This window comes from Streptomyces sp. NPDC053665 (genome assembly GCF_055585285.1).
The window spans coordinates 14,958-32,148 of sequence record NZ_JBVJKK010000007.1 but is presented as its reverse complement, the minus strand read 5'-3'; the positions used below and the strand labels follow the sequence as shown (position 1 = coordinate 32,148).

General features: G+C 73.2%; 12 protein-coding genes. 3 read left to right on the top strand and 9 right to left on the bottom strand.

Annotation, left to right across the window (positions count from 1 at the left end; genetic code table 11):
- Nucleotides 1–35 precede the first annotated feature (35 nt).
- Nucleotides 36–1,073 (top strand): glycosyltransferase family 2 protein, encoded by a 1,038-nt coding sequence (locus ACZ6ZN_RS25945; RefSeq protein ID WP_398112445.1) that lies wholly within the window; start codon nt 36–38, stop codon nt 1,071–1,073.
- 64 nt (nt 1,074–1,137) lie between these two features.
- Here ACZ6ZN_RS25945 and ACZ6ZN_RS25940 read toward each other — a convergent pair whose 3' ends face one another.
- From ACZ6ZN_RS25940 to ACZ6ZN_RS25915, 6 genes are all read right to left on the bottom strand, one after another.
- Complete coding sequence (locus ACZ6ZN_RS25940) at nt 1,138–2,877, bottom strand: LCP family protein (RefSeq protein ID WP_469649906.1); 1,740 nt, start codon at nt 2,875–2,877, stop codon at nt 1,138–1,140.
- 92 nt (nt 2,878–2,969) lie between these two features.
- Complete coding sequence (locus ACZ6ZN_RS25935) at nt 2,970–4,715, bottom strand: LCP family protein (RefSeq protein WP_469649903.1); 1,746 nt, start codon at nt 4,713–4,715, stop codon at nt 2,970–2,972.
- Between the two features lie 215 nt (nt 4,716–4,930).
- On the bottom strand, nt 4,931–6,556 hold the full coding sequence (locus ACZ6ZN_RS25930) for an LCP family protein (protein ID WP_469649900.1): 1,626 nt from the start codon (nt 6,554–6,556) through the stop codon (nt 4,931–4,933).
- A gap of 93 nt (nt 6,557–6,649) precedes the next feature.
- Nucleotides 6,650–8,470: an LCP family protein gene (locus ACZ6ZN_RS25925; protein WP_469649898.1), complete on the bottom strand. Its 1,821-nt coding sequence runs from the start codon at nt 8,468–8,470 to the stop codon at nt 6,650–6,652.
- Between the two features lie 240 nt (nt 8,471–8,710).
- Nucleotides 8,711–9,943: an LCP family protein gene (locus ACZ6ZN_RS25920; protein WP_469649896.1), complete on the bottom strand. Its 1,233-nt coding sequence runs from the start codon at nt 9,941–9,943 to the stop codon at nt 8,711–8,713.
- Between the two features lie 257 nt (nt 9,944–10,200).
- Nucleotides 10,201–10,959, bottom strand: coding sequence for a TIGR03089 family protein (locus tag ACZ6ZN_RS25915; protein ID WP_398112439.1), 759 nt, complete (start codon nt 10,957–10,959; stop codon nt 10,201–10,203).
- A gap of 150 nt (nt 10,960–11,109) precedes the next feature.
- On the opposite strand from ACZ6ZN_RS25915, the gene ACZ6ZN_RS25910 reads away from it, so the two are divergent.
- Complete coding sequence (locus ACZ6ZN_RS25910; protein WP_469649893.1) at nt 11,110–12,513, top strand: peptidoglycan recognition protein family protein; 1,404 nt, start codon at nt 11,110–11,112, stop codon at nt 12,511–12,513.
- A gap of 146 nt (nt 12,514–12,659) precedes the next feature.
- Nucleotides 12,660–13,742 (top strand): mannose-1-phosphate guanylyltransferase, encoded by a 1,083-nt coding sequence (gene manB / locus ACZ6ZN_RS25905; RefSeq protein ID WP_469649891.1) that lies wholly within the window; start codon nt 12,660–12,662, stop codon nt 13,740–13,742.
- Nucleotides 13,743–13,787: 45 nt separating this feature from the next.
- Here manB and ACZ6ZN_RS25900 read toward each other — a convergent pair whose 3' ends face one another.
- From ACZ6ZN_RS25900 to cofD, 3 genes are all read right to left on the bottom strand, one after another.
- Nucleotides 13,788–14,789, bottom strand: a complete 1,002-nt coding sequence (locus tag ACZ6ZN_RS25900) for a DNA-3-methyladenine glycosylase family protein (RefSeq protein WP_469649889.1) — start codon at nt 14,787–14,789, stop codon at nt 13,788–13,790.
- A gap of 69 nt (nt 14,790–14,858) precedes the next feature.
- Entirely contained in the window at nt 14,859–16,175 is a 1,317-nt protein-coding gene (locus ACZ6ZN_RS25895) for a coenzyme F420-0:L-glutamate ligase (protein WP_469649886.1), read from the bottom strand.
- Nucleotides 16,172–17,131, bottom strand: coding sequence for a 2-phospho-L-lactate transferase (gene cofD, locus ACZ6ZN_RS25890; RefSeq protein ID WP_398112432.1), 960 nt, complete (start codon nt 17,129–17,131; stop codon nt 16,172–16,174). The genes ACZ6ZN_RS25895 and cofD overlap by 4 nt, the downstream gene beginning before the upstream one ends.
- Between the last annotated feature and the right edge of the window lie 60 nt (nt 17,132–17,191).

The following is a 17,191-nucleotide window of genomic DNA, read 5'->3' as shown; positions in this document are numbered from 1 at the left end:
CCGGTGTCCCCCGTTCGCGGTAACGTGAGCCCCCTATGAACGCCAATCCCGACGTGCGGCTCCCCGCCGTTTCCGTGATCATGCCCGTCCTCAACGAGGAGCGGCATCTGCGGGGAGCAGTCCAAGCGATCCTCGCGCAGGAGTACGCCGGCGAGATGGAGGTCGTGATCGCCCTCGGTCCGTCCACGGACCGCACGGACGAGATCGCCGCCGAGCTCGTGGCCGAAGACCCGCGCGTGCACACCGTCCCCAACCCCACGGGCCGCACGCCCGCCGCGCTGAACGCCGCGATCAACGCCTCCAGGCACCCGATCGTCGTCCGCGTCGACGGCCACGGCATGCTCTCGCCGAACTACATCGCCACCGCGGTACGGCTCCTGGAGGAGACCGGCGCGCAGAACGTCGGCGGCATCATGCACGCCGAGGGCGAGAACGACTGGGAGCACGCGGTCGCCGCCGCGATGACCTCGAAGATCGGGGTGGGCAACGCCGCCTTCCACACCGGCGGCCAGGCGGGCCCGGCCGAGACGGTGTACCTGGGGGTGTTCCGGCGCGAGGCGCTGGAGCAGCAGGGCGGCTACAACGTGGAGTTCATCCGCGCCCAGGACTGGGAGCTGAACTTCCGCATCCGTGAGGCGGGCGGGCTGATCTGGTTCTCGCCCGAGCTGAAGGTGTCGTACCGGCCGCGGCCCACCGTGAAGGCGCTCGCCAAGCAGTACAAGGACTACGGCCGCTGGCGGCACGTCGTCGCCCGGTACCACGAGGGCTCCATCAACCTGCGCTACCTGGCCCCGCCGACCGCCGTGTGCGCGATCGCGGCCGGGACGGTCGTGGGCGCCCTGCTGACGCCGTGGGGCTTCGTGGTGCCCGGGGGCTACCTCGCGGCGATCGCGCTCGGCTCGGTGCCCGCGGGCAAGGGGCTGCCGCTGAAGGCGCGGCTGCGGATCCCGGTGGCGCTCGCCACGATGCACATGTCGTGGGGCTGGGGCTTCCTGACGAGCCCTCGGTCGCTGGCGAGGAAGGTCATCGCCTCCCGGCGCCCGGCGGTCCGCGCGGACGCCGCCACCGGCTGACGCCCCCTCCGTCCACAGGTGTGGCCCACGGGCCCCTTCCCGCACGGGGAGGGGCCCGTCGCCGTCACCAGGTGAAGCCGGGGCTCACCTTCATGCAGGCCTTGTCGTCCGCCCCGTTGAGGGCCTGCGCCGACTCGGGTGTCCTGTCGCTGCGCTCCGGCGCCTCGTAGGCGTCACCCGTGCGCCAGTCCGCGCCGACGACGAGGGTGACGCCGCTGACGTCGGTGGACCGTTTCACCGAACCCAGCGGTATCCCGAGGGCCTTGGCGACGCGCTGCGCGTCGCCCTCCAGGTCGGCGCTCGGGTAGCGGACGACGGTCGTCTTCTCGCTCCACGAGCCGTCGGTGTCGGCGACGGCCTGGGTGAAGCCCTGCTCCTTCAGCAGTCCGGCGACGGCGCCGGTGCGGCCGCTCGCCGGGGCCAGGGTGTCGGTCCGGGTCCCGTTGCGCACCTGGACGGCGATCTCGCCGTCGGCGGCGGCCGGGTCGTCGGAGGCCTTGTCCACCACTGCCTTCGGCTTGTCCTTGCCGTCCAGCGCGATGTCCTCGCGCACCAGCCGGAACAGCTGCTCGGCGTCCTCGGTGGGCTCGACCCGGGCGCCGACGTACCGGTTGGGCATCGTGGTCATGGTGATGCGCTCCGGCTCGACCATCCGCAGCTGGTCGCTGAGGTCGTAGAGCTTCTTGACCGTGTCCAGGCCCGGGTCGACGGTCAGCGCCCGGGTGGCCTCCTCGGCGAGCCTGCGCAGCTTGTTGGGGCTGCTGAGGGTGGCATTCTCGCGCAGCTGGCGGACCATCGCGTTCATGTACATGTGCTGGGCCTTGGCGCGGGCGAGGTCGCTGCCGTCCTCGAAGCCGTAGCGGGTGCGCAGCCACTGCAGAGCCTGCTCGCCCTGGATGTACGTGGTGCCCTTCTTCAGCTTCAGGCCCGAGCCCTTGCCGTCGGAGGTGCGCGAGTGGATGTTGCGGTCCACGCAGACGGGCACCCCGCCGACCGCGTCGGCCATCGACACGACCCCGGCGAAGTCGACCATGACGAAGTGGTCGATGTGGATGCCGGTCAGCTCCTGCCAGGTGGCGACCGTGCAGCCGGGACCGCCGTGGCCGAGGCTCTGGTTGGTCATGGTCCGGCCCCGGGTGCCCGGGTAGACCTTCCCGTCGTCCGGGTCGGTGCACTTGGGGATCTCGACCAGGGTGTCGCGCGGCATGCTGATGACCGACATGTTGCTGCGGTCGGCCGACACGTGCAGCAGCATCTGCACGTCCGCGAGCGGGGTGGAGCCGAACGTCTCGCGGGCGCCGCCGAGTTTCTGGTTCTCCTCGGTGTCCCGGGCGTCGGAGCCGATGAGCAGGATGTTCAGCGGGGTCTGGCCGGCTGCGTTCGGGGTGGGGGCGGCGACCTTGCCGTCGCCGAGGTTCAGGGCGTCCTTCTTGATGTTGCCGTTGAGGTGCCGGTAGTAGAGGTATCCCGCCCCGGCGGTCCCGAGTATCAGCACGGCCAGCACGGCGGAGGCCCACTTCAGCGCCCGCCGCCGGCGCTGGGGACGGCCACCGCGGCGCGCCCGGCCCGCCTTGCCGTCGCTCCCGTCCCCGGAGCCGCCGGTGGGGGAGGCGCCACCGCCCGGCGGGCCGTCGTCGTCCGGTCGGCCGTCGTCGTCGGACCGGCCGTCGTCGTCGGTCGGGCTGTCGTCGTCCGGCGGGGTGCCCGCGTCGAGCACGGGGGCGTCGTCCGGCACCGTCTCCTCCGCTCCCGGTCCACGGACGCCCTGTCGCACTCCGTCCTCCCGCACACCGCTCTGCGTCACTTCCCCGGTCCTTCCCGCCCCCCGGCGCATGCAACAGGCCCGTCCTGCCCCCTGTTAGACGCACGACGAGCCCGTCAGTTGCCCTCAGCGGGTCAACTCGCGCACGTGACCTTGTCGGCCGTGGACTTCTCCACCTCCGGCGCCTCGGCGGGGGCGTTCAGCTTGACGCCCGCGCCCTTGAAGTCCTTGCCGAGGGTGAGGGTGATCGCGGGCAGGCCCTGGGAGTTGGTGACGCTCTCGCCGGGCTTCATCGCGGCCCCGGACAGGCCCATGATGTCGGCGAGACGGCGGGCCTGCCCGGCCTGCTCGGGGGCGTACTCCAAGGTCGTCCTCCTCAGGGCCTCGGGCGCGTTGCCGGCGTTCTCCGACTTGGTCACACCCTTCTCGACCTGGAGGTACTGGAGCATCTTCTGCGCGCTGCCGGCGACGGCACCGCCGTTGAGGATCCGCACCCGCACCTCGGAGGCCGGGGCCTTGCTGCCCTTCAACCGGGCGGCGGCGGCGTCCTTCTCCTTCTTCTTCTGCTTCTTGACCTCGGTGAACGAGACGTCGTTGCTGATCATGTCGAACACCTGGGGCGCCTTCGACTCGTCGAGGACGACCGTCGCCTTCACCGTCTCCGCCGGGTTGTCCTTCACGGGGACGGTGGTGAAGGTGATGTTCTTCGTCGGCACCTTCTTCAGCTCCAGCGCCACGTCCTTGAGGGTGCCGACCGAGCCGATCGCCTTGTCGACCGTCAGCGCCTCGGTCGCGGCCTCGGCCAGCTTCAGCAGCTTGGACGGGTTGGTGAGGGTGTTGCCGGAGGACATCTTGCGCATCAGCGAGCCGAGGAACTGCTGCTGCACCTTGATGCGGTCCAGGTCGCCGCTGTTGCCGAAGCTCTTGCGCGTGCGGACGAAGGCGAGGGCCTGCTCGCCCTCGACCGTCGACTCGCCCGCGGGCAGCCTGAGTTTGGAGTCCTTGTCGTCGATCGGCTTCTCCACGCACACGTCGACGCCGTCGACCGCCGTGGTCAGCGTCTTCACCGCGTTGAAGTCGGCCATCATGAAGTGGTCGACGGAGATGCCGGTGTTCTCCTCCACCGTGCGCATCGTGCAGCCCGGGTCCCGGCCGTTCTCCCCGAGACTGCGGTTGAAGCGGACGCCCCGCGTCCCGGGGACGACCTTCTCCGAGCCGTCCTCCAGCTTCGTCGGGCAGTCCGGGATGTCCACGATGAGGTCGCGCGGGATGCTGAGCGCGGTGGCGTTGGAGCGGTCCTTGGCGACGTGCAGCAGGATCGTGGTGTCGGCGTGCCCGGAGCTGCCCTTGTCGCCGTACCCCTCGTTGCCCTCGCCGGTGCGCTTGTCCGTGCCGATGACGAGGATGCTGAACGCCTCGTCCGTGCTGAAGTCCGAGGCGCCGGCGCTGCCGACGTCGGTGGTGGTGACGTTGCCCTCCAGGTGCCTCAGGTAGAGGTAGCCGGCGGAGGCGACGCCGACGAGCACGAAGGCCATCGTGCCGCCGGTCCACAGCAGCACCTTCCTGCCCCGCCGGGGTTTCGGCTGCACCGGCCGGCGACCGCCGCGCCGCCCGGCGGGGGTCCCGGCGGGCTCGGTGCGCCGCTTGCGCTGCGGCGGCACGTCCGTGCGGGGCGCTCCGCCCGTCCGGGGGCCCGCCGGGCGCAAGGCGCCGGAGCGGGGGGCCGTCGTGCGCGCGGCGCCCGCGGACCCGGGGGTACCGCCGGGCGACTGCGGTGCGGAAGGGCCCAGTCGCAGTTCGTATTCACCGGTGTTCGGATTGAGCACCCACTGGTCCGCGGGGTCCATCCGGTCCCCCCGCCCACGGCGTTGCGCGTCCACGGTCGCTGTTTCCTCCGTCGGGGCACGCGGCGCCCCTCCCCCCGGGGAGCGCACGGGTACTCGATCGTCACAGAAGCACTGGATCGCTCACACTATCCGCCCGGTTGCACGCCGGTGTGCGCAGAACGACGATTTCGGCGTCCACATATCGGGCATCAACGCTCAAGTCCGCAAGCGGATTTCGATACACACGTGTGTCGCCGGACCCCCGGCCGTCACCAGCGGTAGGGCTTGTAGACGTCCATGCACGTGCCCGCGTCCGAGCCGTTGAGCGCGTCCGCGTCACCGGGCAGATCCTCCGCCCCGGGCTCCGGCCGCTTCGGATACGCCGTGCCCGTACGCCAGTCGGCGCCCACGACGACGGTCACCCCCGGGACGTCCGGCGACCGCCGTACCGAACTCGTCGGCACACCCAGGGACTTGGCGACCCGGCGGGCGTCGCCCTCCAGTCCGGCGTCCGGGTAGCGCACCACCGTCCGCTCCTCGGCCAGGGCGCCGGAGGTGTCCGCCGCGGCCTCCGTGAAGCCCTTCCCGGCGAGGATCCGCGCCACGTCGGCCGCCCGCCCGCCGACCGGCCCGAGCGTGCCGGTGCGCGTGGCGTTCCGCACGCGCACCTCGATCTCGCCGTCCGGCGCGGCCGGGTCCCGGGGCGTCTTGGCCCGGGGCTTCTTCGACGCCCGTGAGCCCTTGCCGTCGAACGGCACGTCGTCGCGGAGCATCTCCCACACCCGGTCCGCGTCGGCGCCCGCCGGGACCAGGTGGTTGGCGTCCTCGGGGTCCGCTGCCGTGGGCAGCGTCGTCATGGTGATACGGCCGGTGGGGACGGTCCTGAGCTGGGCGCCCAGGTCGTACAGCTTCTTGACCGTCCCGATCTCCTCGGAGACGTGCAGCGACCTGGTGGCCGCCTCCGCGAGGTCCGTGAGCCGGCCGGTGTCGGTGAAGACGTTCTGCGCCTTGAGCGTGCGGATCATCGAGTTCATGTACAGGTGCTGCGCCCGGGCCCGCAGCGGGTCGCTGCCCCAGGCGTGGCGGGTGCGCAGCCACTGGAGCGCCTGCTCGCCCTGCACCTTGCGGTGGCCGGCCTTCAGCTTCAGCCCCGAGCCGCCGGGCACACCGGGCAGCGGGCGGTCCCACACGTTCTGGCGCACGCAGACGTCGACCCCGCCGATGGCGTCGGCCATCCGCACCACGCCCGCGAAGTCGATCGTCATCCAGTGGTCGATGTAGACGCCGGTGAGGTTCTCCCACGTCGTCAGCGTGCAGCCGGCTCCGCCCCGGGCGAGGGAGGCGTTGATGATGGTGTTCACCGGCGGGTACGTGCGGCCGCTCTCCGGGTCCGTGCACCGGGGTATGTCGACCCGGGTGTCGCGCGGGATGCTCACCACGGACGCGCTCCTGCGGTCCGCGGCCAGGTGGATCAGCATCTGCACGTCGCCCAGGGGCGGGTTGCCGCGGCTGTCCCGGCTGCCGCCCAGCCGCACGTTCGCGTCGGACTTCCGGCTGTCGGAGCCGATCAGCAGGATGTTCAGGGGCGTCTGCCCGGCCGCGTTCGGCTCGGCCCTGCGCGCCTTGGAGTCGCCGCTGCTGCGCTCGCCCTTGTGGATGTTGCCGTTCAGGTGCTCGTAGTAGAGGTAGCCCGCCCCGGCCGTGACCAGCACGAGCGTGGACAGCCCGAGGGCCGACCAGCGCAGCACGCGGCGGCCGCGGCTCCGCGGCGGCCGGCCGCCCGTACCGCCGGAGCCACCCGCCCCGCCCGCCGGACCGCCGTCCCCGGCCACCGGCCGGCGCGGCCCGGGGCCCGGTTTCGTCCCCTCCCCGAACACACTGCTGCCCTGCGCCATCTCTCCCCCGCCTTCCCACCCCGCGCGATGTCGCGCGCGTCACCGGACACGGCCCGTCGTACGCCCTGTAGGACGCACGACCGGCCCGTCACGTCACTTGGCGCACTCGACCTTGTCGGCCGTGGACTTGTCGACGCCCTCCGGTGCCTTGTCCGGGGTCGTGAGCGGCACCCCGGCACCCTCGAAGTCCTTGCCGAGGGTGAGGGTGATCGCGGGCAGGCCCTGGGAGTTGGTGACGCTCTCGCCGGGCTTCATCGCGGCCCCGGACAGGCCCATGATGTCGGCGAGACGGCGGGCCTGCCCGGCCTGCTCGGGGGCGTACTCCAGGGTCGTCTTCTTCAGGGGCTCGGGCGCGTTGCCGGCGTTCTCCGACTTGGTCACGCCCTCCTCGTTCTGCAGCCAGCTGAGCGTCTCCTGGGCGCTGCCGGAGACGGCGCCGCCGTTGAGGATCCGCACCCGCACCTCGGAGGCCGGGGCCTTGCTGCCCTTCAACCGGGCGGCGGCGGCGTCCTTCTCCTTCTTCTTCTGCTTCTTGACCTCGGTGAACGAGACGTCGTTGCGGATCATGTTGAAGACCTGCGGCGCCTTCGAGTCGTCGAGGACGACCGTGGCCTTCACCTTCTCCGCCGGGTTGTCGATGACCGGCACCGTGGTGAAGGTCAGGTTCTTGACGTTGAGCTTGCCCAGCTCCAGGCCGAGGTCCTTGAGCTTGCCGATGCTGTCCAGCTGCGAGTCGACGGTCAGCGCCTTGGTGCCGGCCTCGGCCAGGTCGAGCATCTTCGACGGGCTGGTCAGCGTGTCGTTGGACTTCAGCTTGCGCATCAGCGCGCTCAGGAACTGCTGCTGCAACCCGATCCGGCTCAGGTCACCGCCGAAGCCCACGGCGTGCCGCGTCCGCACGAAGGCCAGCGCCTGCTCGCCCTCGATGGTGTGCGTGCCCTCGGACAGCTTCAGGTGGGAGTCCGGGTCGTCGATGTCCTTGCCCAGGCATACCTCGACCCCGCCGACCGCGCTGGTGAGCGTCTTGACCGCGTTGAAGTCGGCCACCATGAAGTTGTCCGGCTTGACCCCGGTCAGCTCGGTCACGGTCCGCATGGTGCAGCTGGGGGTGCGGCCGTCCTGGCCGAGACTGGTGTTGAAGCGGGCCCGCTGGGTGCCGGGGATGACCTTCTGCGAGCCGTCGTCCTGCGTGGTCGGGCAGTCCGGCACGTCCACGATGAGGTCGCGGGGGATGCTGAGCGCGGTGGCGTTGGAGCGGTCCTTGGCGACGTGCAGCAGGATCGTGGTGTCGGCGTGCCCGACACTGCCCGCGTCGCCGTAGCTCTCGTTGCCCTTGCCGGTGCGCTTGTCCGTGCCGATCAGCAGGATGTTGATGGCCTTGTCCTTCTCGAAGCCACCGGTGCTCGCGCCGTCGTCGGAGACGGAGGCGATGTTGTCGTTGAGGTGCTGGATGTAGAGGTACGCCGCGCCCGCTCCGGCGACCAGCACGAAGGCCATCGTGCCGCCGGTCCACAGCAGGATCTTCTTGCCCTTGGACGTCTTCTTGACCGGCCGCCTGCCGCGGCGTCCCGGCGGCGGCTCCTCCGGCGCCCCGCGCCGTCTGCGCGGCGGGGGCACGGCACGGCCCGGGGCGTCGCGTCCCGGGGTCTCCCGCCCCGGCGCCTCGCGGCGCGCCGTCTCCCGGCTCCGGGTCTTCTGGCCCTGGCCCTGGCCCTCCCGGCGCGGGCGTCCCGCGGCCTCCTTGCGGCCGCGGGCCGGCGGGGCCGCGTCGGAGGACCGCGGCCTGCGCGGGCCCGGCACCGACTGCGGTGCGGAAGGGCCCAGTCGCAGTTCGTATTCGCCGGTGTTCGGGTTGAGCACCCACTGGTCGGCGGGATCGATGTCGTCCGCCCGCCCACGGCCTTGCGCGTCCACGGTTGCCTGATTCCTCCGTCGGGGCACGCGGCGCCTTCCCCCTCCAGGCGCTCGGGTCTCGGTCACAGTGCGCGACTCGAGGACCGCTCCTCGGAAAGCCGGGCGCACCGGATCGCTCACACTAACCGCCCACTTCAGCGTCGAACGACGGCGGTGACAAATTCCACGTCCCTACACCTGGGCAATTCGCCCATTTCCCAGAGGAAGAGTTCGTCGCCGCGGATTCCCTTGGGACCCGCTTTACTCACAGGAGTGTTCGGCCGCGGTGTTCCCCCGGAACGTCGGAGGGGGAGAAGCGGTGACGGACGGCGTCCCGGAGGGCCCGCGGCGCGACTCCCCGTTCGATTCGACGCGGCCCTCGCGGGGCTCGTCGGGCGCGGGATTCGGCGGTACGTTTCCCGCCACGGCCACCGCCCTGTCGGTGCGCAGCCGCTCGAACAACTCCTCCGCCTCGGGCTCCACGAGCTGGTCGCGATTGGCGTCGAGCGCGTACGACTCCCGCGGCACGGTCAGGAATTGCACGCGTTCGATGGGGATGTCGCGCAGACCGCGCACGAGTTCGTACAACCCGCGCAGGCTCGCCAGATCCGGGTCGGTCGTGAGGGAGGACGTGGCGGCGTCCAGCACGGGATACAGCTTCGCGGGGTTCAGCAGGACGCCGTTGCTGCGCACCTTGTTGACGAGCGCGCCGAGGAAGCGCTGCTGGCGTTCCATCCGCTCGGTGTCGCTGCCGTCGCCGAGGGACTTGCGGGCGCGGACGTAGCCGAGGGCCTGCTCGCCGTTCAGGGTGACCCGTCCCGCGGGCAGCCGCAGCTTGGCGGCCCGGTCGTCGATCGGCTCGCGCAGGCACACCTGGACGCCGTCGACGGCGTCGACCATCTCCTTGAAGCCGTGGAAGTCGACGACGACGTGGTGGTCGACCCGGATGCCGGTGAGCTTTTCCACCGTGCGGATCGTGCACGCCGAACCGCCCACCTGGAACGCCTGGTTGAACATGGCGAACCGGGGCGCGCTGCGGGATCCGTCCCGGCGGCGGCAGCCCGGCAGCTGGACCATCAGGTCGCGGGGGAGGGACACGGCGGTCGCCCGGCCGCGGCCCGCGGACAGGTGCAGCAGGATCGCGGTGTCGGACCGCTCGGTGCCCGAGTCCCGTCCGTAGCGGGCGTTGTCGTCGCCCTCGCGCGAGTCCGACCCGATGAGCAGGATGTTCCGGGCGTCCTTGACCAGCGCGGTGGGCCGCTCCTTCTCGTAGCGCGCCAGCTCCGCCGCGGCGGCCTCGTCGGGGGTGATGTTCCCGCTGAGCTTCGCGTAGACGGCCCAGCCGGCGCCCGCGGCCACGAGGACGACGCCGGTGAAGGTGAACGCGGCGATCCGCACCCACCGCCGCCGGCGCCGGCGGGCCAGGCCCCCGCCACCGGCCGTGGCCCCGGCGACGGGCCCCCGCACCGGCCCCTGCCCTCCTGTGTCGGCCACGACAGGGACCACCCCTCCTGACGTAGGAACGTGCGCACTGCTTCCTACGACGATGGCCCGGCCGGGCCCCGGGGGAGGGATGGGGATACGCCGAACGAGCGAACGCCCCCGCTCAGCCCTCGTACTCGGCCCAGCCGCCCGGCGAGAGCCCTCGTGCTCCACCCAGTCGCCCAGCGAGAGCCCTCGTACTCGGCCCAGCCGCCCAGCCGCCCAGCCGCCCAGCCGTCAGCCCCTTCCGCCCGGTCCGGCCGCGTGGCTCAGCCCTGGGCGAGGGTCGTGACGCGTTCGCTTTCGATCCGCTTGTCGAGCACCCCGGCGCCGGCCCGGTCCAGGTTGCGGCAGAGCACCACCGAGCCTCCGGTCGCCAACGGCCCGTACAGGCCCGCGTTCAGGCCCTCCCACGTGTCGAAGCCGAGCCCCGACAGGATCCGCGACCCGGGACCGGTCAGCCCCAGGGCCGTCGCCTCCGCCCGGGCCCGCTCGACGACCTCGGCGCCGCTGAACTCGCGGCCGGCCACGATCAGCGCGGGGCCGTCCGGGTCCACCGGCGTGTACGGCACGAACCGGTCACCCTGCCCCGGCACCTCCACCGCATAGTCGGCGAAGCCCTCCGGCACCTGCGGGAACCGTCCGCCCAGCGGCCGCAGCGCCATCGCGATCCGTGCCCCGGAGCAGCCCCGGGCCGTCTCCAGCCCGTCCGGCCCGCTCACCACGACGTCGGCGGCCCGCACGTCCCCCGCCACGTCGGCGACGACGCCCACCGACGCGCAGGCCAGCAGCCACACCGCCGTCTGCCAGTGCGCCGGCAGCAGCAGGGCCACCCGGTCCCCGGGCTCGACCGACAGTTCGTCCTGGAGCAGGTTCGAGGTCTTGGCCACCCAATTGGCGAAGGTGGCCACGGACAGTTCGACCCGTTCGCCCGTCGCGTCGTCGTAGAAGGTCACCAGGGGGCGTCCGGGGTCCGCGGCGAGCGCGGAAGCCAGCAGGTCGGCAGGGGTGCGATCGGTGGCGTTCACCCGGGCAAGCGTACGCAACACCCGGGCCCGCGCCCAAGGGACGGCCTCCCGACCCGCCCCGGATGCGCCACCGGTTCGGCGGAATCCGGGCCGACAGCCCGTCACATCCCAGATGGACAGACTTGTATGACTATGTCCAAGATCAGGGGCATGCGTGGATTCCTTGCCTCCTCGATCGGTGTCACCTGTGCGGCCGCTCTGGCCCTTCCCCTCACCCCGCCCGCCGCCGCGGCGGCGAGACCCGCGGCCGACGCGGGCGCCCCCGGCGCACCGGCCCCTCGCGCGGCCGCGCCCGCCGTCCCCGGCAGCACCCAGTCCCTCCCCCTGGAACCCTCCGCCCGCGACCGCGCCACCCCCTCCGCCCCCGCCACCGAGCAGGTGGTGCCCCGCCGTTCCGTACGCCACTTCTCCCTCGTGGGGGTCGTCTGGGACGACCCCGCGGCCGAACTGCACGGCCGCGTCCAGGTCCGCACCCGCACCGCCGCGACCGGCGCCTGGTCCGACTGGCAGGCCCTGGAGACGCACAACACCGAGCACGCGGCCGACCGGGACACCGCCGAGGGCGCCTCGGGCCGGGTGCGCGGCGCCACGGCACCGCTGTGGGTGGGCGACTCCGACGGAGTGGAGCTGCGGGTCCGCTCCGAGCCGGTGCAGGACGCCACCGGGCAGGGCACCGACGCCCGCGGGGCGGCCGCCGCCGCGCCCCCGCTCCCGGCCGGACTCCGTCTCGAACTCGTCGACCCGGGCGACGAGGACCGGTCCGTCGACGGACCCCGCACCGCGGGCTCCGCCGCCGAGAGCACCGCCGCCGCCGAGGCCGCCGCCGCCAACGCCGGCCTCGCCGCCCCGGGCGCCGCCCAGATCGCGGCCCTCGACCGCGCCGAGACCGAGCAGGAGCTGCTCGCGCTCGCCGCCGAGGGGGTGGCCACCGCCCCGCGGGCGAAGCCGTACATCGGCCCCCGCCCGGCCATCGTCACGCGGCGCGGCTGGGGCGCGGACGAAGGGCTGCGGGAGTCGGGCTTCAAGTACACGAAGAAGGTCAAGGCGGCCTTCGTGCACCACACCGCCAGCGGCAACGGCTACAACTGCTCGCAGGTCCCCTCACTCATCCGCGGTATCTACCGCTACCACGTCAGGAGCATGGGCTGGCGGGACATCGGCTACAACTTCGTCGTCGACAAGTGCGGAAAGATCTACGAGGGCCGGGCCGGAGGCGTGGCCAGGCCGGTCCTCGGCGCGCACACCCTCGGTTTCAACAGCAACAGCATGGGGATCGCCGTCCTCGGGACGTACGGCTCGAAGAAGCCGTCGAAGGCCGCGGTCAAGGCCGTCGCCCGGCTCAGCGCCTGGAAGCTCGGCCTGCACGGGATGAACCCGAAGAAGAAGACCACGCTGAAGTCGGCCGGCAGCAACCTCTACAGCAAGGGCAAGAAGGTGCGACTCAACGTGATCTCGGGGCACCGGGACGGCTTCAAGACGGAGTGCCCCGGCGGGAAGCTCTACGCGAAGCTCGGCTCGGCCCGCTCCAAGGCGGCCCACTACCAGGGCCGCTGAGCCACACGTTCCCACCGCCGCCGGGGGGCATGCGGGGCGGGGAGGCGGAACGCCGCACGGCCAGCGAAGGCGCCACGGAACGGTCTGCATACACTGACCGGCCGAAAGACAGTTCGGCCGGTCCCGGCAGGAAGCAGAGACGACACGTGACAGAAGCGATCCTCCTGGTCGGCGGCAAGGGCACCCGGTTGCGCCCGCTCACGGTGCACACGCCCAAACCCATGGTCCCGGCGGCCGGGGTGCCCTTCCTCACGCACCAGCTGGCCAGAGCGAGAGCGGCGGGCGTCGAGCACATCGTCCTCGCCACGTCCTACCTGGCCGAGGTCTTCGAGCCCTACTTCGGCGACGGCTCCGCGCTCGGCCTGCACCTGGAGTACGTCACGGAGGAGGAGCCGCTCGGCACCGGCGGAGCCATCCGCAACGTCGCCTCCCGGCTGCACTCCGGCCCCGACGACCCGGTCCTGATCTTCAACGGCGACATCCTCACCGGCCTCGACATCCGCGCCCTGGTCGACACCCACGCGACCTCGGGCGCGGACATCTCCCTGCACCTCACCAAGGTCACCGACCCGCGCGCCTACGGCCTGGTCCCCACGGACGACACGGGCAGGGTGCTGGCGTTCCTGGAGAAGCCGCAGACGCCGGAGGAGATCGTCACCGACCAGATCAACGCGGGGGCCTACGTCTTCCGCCGCTCGGTCATCGACACGATCCCGCAGGGCCGGCCGGTGTCGGTGGAGCGGGAGACCTTCCCCGACCTGCTGGCGGCGGGCGCCCACCTCCAGGGCATGGTCGACTCCACCTACTGGCTCGACCTGGGCACGCCGGCCGCCTTCGTGCGCGGCTCCGCCGACCTGGTCCTGGGCCGGGCCCCGTCGCCCGCCGTCCCGGGCCGCTGCGGCGACCGCCTGGTGCTGCCGACGGCCCACGTCGCCTCCGACGCGAAGCTGTCCGGCGGCACGGTGGTGGGCGAGGGCGCGTTCGTCGCGGAGGGCGCGCGGGTCTTCGGCAGCACGATCCTGCCGGGCGCGGTGATCGAGCCGGGAGCCGTCGTCACCGACTCGCTGATCGGCACCCGGGCCCGCGTGGGCGAGCGCTCGGTCCTCACCGGCACGGTCATCGGCGACGGCGCGGTGATCGGCGCCGACAACGAGCTGCTCGAAGGCGCCCGCATATGGTGCGACGCCCGCATCCCGGCGGGCGCGGTGCGCTTCTCCTCGGACCAGTAGGCCGCTCGTGCGACGGGGCGGCCCGGCCGCCCCGTCCGGCGCGCCTCACAACCGCCCGATGTCCCACCGGGGCATCTTCGGCGCCCGGCGCGCCGGGACCCGTCCGCTCAGCAGGATCAGCCGGGCCGCCCGGTGCCGCTGGCCCGCGTACGGTGCGAGCAGCTCCAGCATCACCGCGTCGTCGGCGTCCCGGTCCCCGGCCAGCGCCCAGCCCACGATGCCGGGCAGGTGCAGGTCGCCGACGGTCACCTCGTCCGCCGCCCCGTGGCTGCGCTGCACCGTCTCGGCCGAGGTCCACGGCCCGATCCCCGACACCAGCTCCAGCCGTGCCCGGGCGGCGGCGGGCTCCATCCCCACCGTCTGCTCCAGCCGCGCGGCGACCCGCACGGCGCGCAGGATCGTCGACGCCCGCTTGTTGTCGACGCCCGCGCGGTGCCACTCCCACGACGGGATCAGCGCCCAGGTGCGGGGCGCCGGCATCACGTACATGCGCTCCGGCGCGGGGCCGGGCGCGGGCTCGCCGTAGCCGCGGACCAGCAGCCGCCACGCCCGGTACGCCTCGTCCGTGGTGACCTTCTGCTCCAGGATCGACGGGATCAGCGACTCCAGCACCAGCCCGCTGCGCGTCAGCCGCAGCCCGGGCCGCCGGTGCCGTGCCGTCGCCAGCAGCCGGTGCCGCGGCACGAAGGCCGACGGTTCGTCCGCGGCCCCGAGCAGCTCCGGCATCCGCTCCAGCAGCCACTCGGCCCCGGGTCCCCAGGCCTGCCCGCGCACCCCGCCGCCGTGGGCGCACACCCGCAGCGTGCCGGGTCCGGCCGGGGTGAGAGTGGCGCGCCACACCGAGCCGTCCGGCGTCGCGCGGAACGTCGGGTCCCCGGGCCCGCGCCGCAGCGGCCCGAGCACCAGCCCCAGGTCGAGCGGCCCGTCGGGCACCCAGTCCCGTACCCGCCCCGGCCCCGCGGCCTGCCGCGGCACGCCCCCGCCCACGGCGACATGGCCACCGCGCACGGATGTGCGGGTGGGCCGGGGGGCGAATCGTCCTGCCATCGGTGAAGTCCCTGGGTGCGAGTGCCGGTGCCGGGGGGCTCTACGAGGGTAGGCCCCTCCCGGCCCTGATCACCGCACCTGGATGAACGCCTCCGCGTCCCGCTCGGGCCGCTCGGGCGGTTCCCCCGCCGGATGCCCGACCGCCACCGCCCCCATCGGGTCCCAGTCGCCCGGCAGGTCCAGGGTCTCGCGCACCACGTCGCGGCAGAACATCGTCGAGGACACCCACGCCGAGCCCAGCCGCTCACCGGCGAGCGCGACCAGGAAGTTCTGCACACCCGCCCCGGCGGCGACCACGAACATCTCGCGCTCGGCGCCGTCCCGGCGGGCGTCGCCGTAGTGGTGCGAGCCGTCCATGACGAGGCAGGGCACGACGAGGCAGGGCGCGTTGCGCAGGACGTCGCCGCGCCGGACGCGCCGGGCGATGGACTCCTCCGTCTTCCCGTCCCGCCGCAGGTCGGCGATCCAGGCGTCCCGCATGGCGTCCAGCAGCCGGGTCCGCGACTCCTGCGACTCCAGCAGCACGAACCGCCACGGCGTGGTGTGGTGCGGGGCGGGCGCCGTCACGGCCGCGGCCACGGCCCGCCGTACGGCGGCGGGGTCCACGGGCTCGTCGGTGAACGCCCGCACCGTGCGGCGCAGCGTCACGGCCAGCCGGACCGCCTCGGAGGTGCCCAGGCGGAACATGTCGTCCCGGGCGCCGCGGACCATGGCCCGTGCCCCCTGCCCGTCGCCGTCGGCCACGACGTGGGACAGCCCGCGCACCACGGCGACGGGCCGGCCCGCCGCCTTGCCCTTGACCAGGTCGCCCGCGGCGGCGAGTTCGTCGGCCGTGGCGACGACGGTGGCGCTGAGCGGGTTGCCGTGCGCGTCCGTGCCGCCGCGCAGGTCGTCCAGGACGCGCACGCCCGCCGCGCCGATGGCGACGTCGGTGAGCCCGGCCCGCCAGGGCCGCCCGAACGTGTCGGTGACGACGACGCCGACGTCCACCCCGAGCGCGTCCCGCAGCCCGTCGCGGATCGCCCGGGCGGAGGCGTCCGGGTCCTCGGGCAGCAACAGCACCGTGCCGGCGGGGGTGTTGGAGGCATCGACCCCGGCGGCGGCCATGACCAGGCCCTGCCGGTTCTCCACGATGCGCAGGGCGCCGCGCCGGGCGACCACCCGGACGGTCTCGGCGTCGATCGCGGCCTCCCGGTCGTCCGCCCGGACGATCCGGCCCTCGGCCTTGGACACGATCTTCGAAGTGACGAGCAGCACGTCACCGTCGGCCAGCCCCGGCTCGGCGGCCGCGATCAGCTTGGCCAGATCGTCCCCGGGCGTCACCTCGGGCAGCCCGGCCGGGGCCCACACGCGGTACCCGGCGGCGCCCCGCTCCCCGCCGCTCACGCGCCGCGCACCTCCTCCGCCAGGTCCAGTGCCTCCCGGGCCATACGGGCGGTGGCGTCCGCGTCGGTCATCATCAGCGGCACGGCCCGGCAGCGGATCCCGGCCGCCTCGACCGCCTCCACCGCTCCCGCGTCCACCGTGTCGACGAGCCAGCCGTCCAGCAGGCCCGAGCCGTAGTGCTCGGCGACGGCCGTCGCCGTCGACTCGACGCCCACGGCAGCGAGCACCTTGTCGGCCATGCCCCGCACCGGCGCGTCGCCGACGATGGGGGAGAGGCCGACCACCGGCACCCCCGCGTCGGCGATGGCCTCGCGGATGCCGGGCACGGCGAGGATCGTGCCGATGGAGACGACGGGGTTGGACGGCGGGAAGAGGATCACGTCCGCCGAGGCGATGGCCTCCAGCACGCCCGGCGCGGGCTTGGCCTGGTCGGCGCCCACCGGCACGACCGCCTCGGCGGCCACGGAGGCGCGCAGCCGCACCCAGTACTCCTGGAAGTGGATCGCCTTGCGCTCGCCGTCGATCTCGACGGCCACGTGCGTCTCGACGCGGTCGTCCGACATGGGGATCAGCTTCACGCCCGGCCGCCACCGGTCGCACAGCGCCTCGGTCACCGCGCTCAGCGGGTAACCGGCGCCCAGCATCTGCGTCCGCACGATGTGCGTGGCGAAGTCCCGGTCGCCCAGGCCGAACCAGTCGGGCCCGACGCCGTACGCCCCGAGTTCCTCCTTGAGGTGGAAGGTCTCGTCGGCGCGCCCCCAGCCCTGCTCCTCGTTGATGCCGCCGCCGAGCGTGTACATCACCGTGTCCAGGTCGGGGCAGACCTTCAGCCCGAAGAGGTGGATGTCGTCCCCGGTGTTGCCGATGACCGTGATGTCCGCGTCGGGCACGGCCCGCTTCAGACCGCGCAGGAACCGGGCACCACCGATGCCGCCTGCCAGAACCACAATGCGCATGGGGCAAGTCTCGCAGGCGACCGCGGCAGCGGTCCGCCGGCCATGGCCACCGGGCACCCC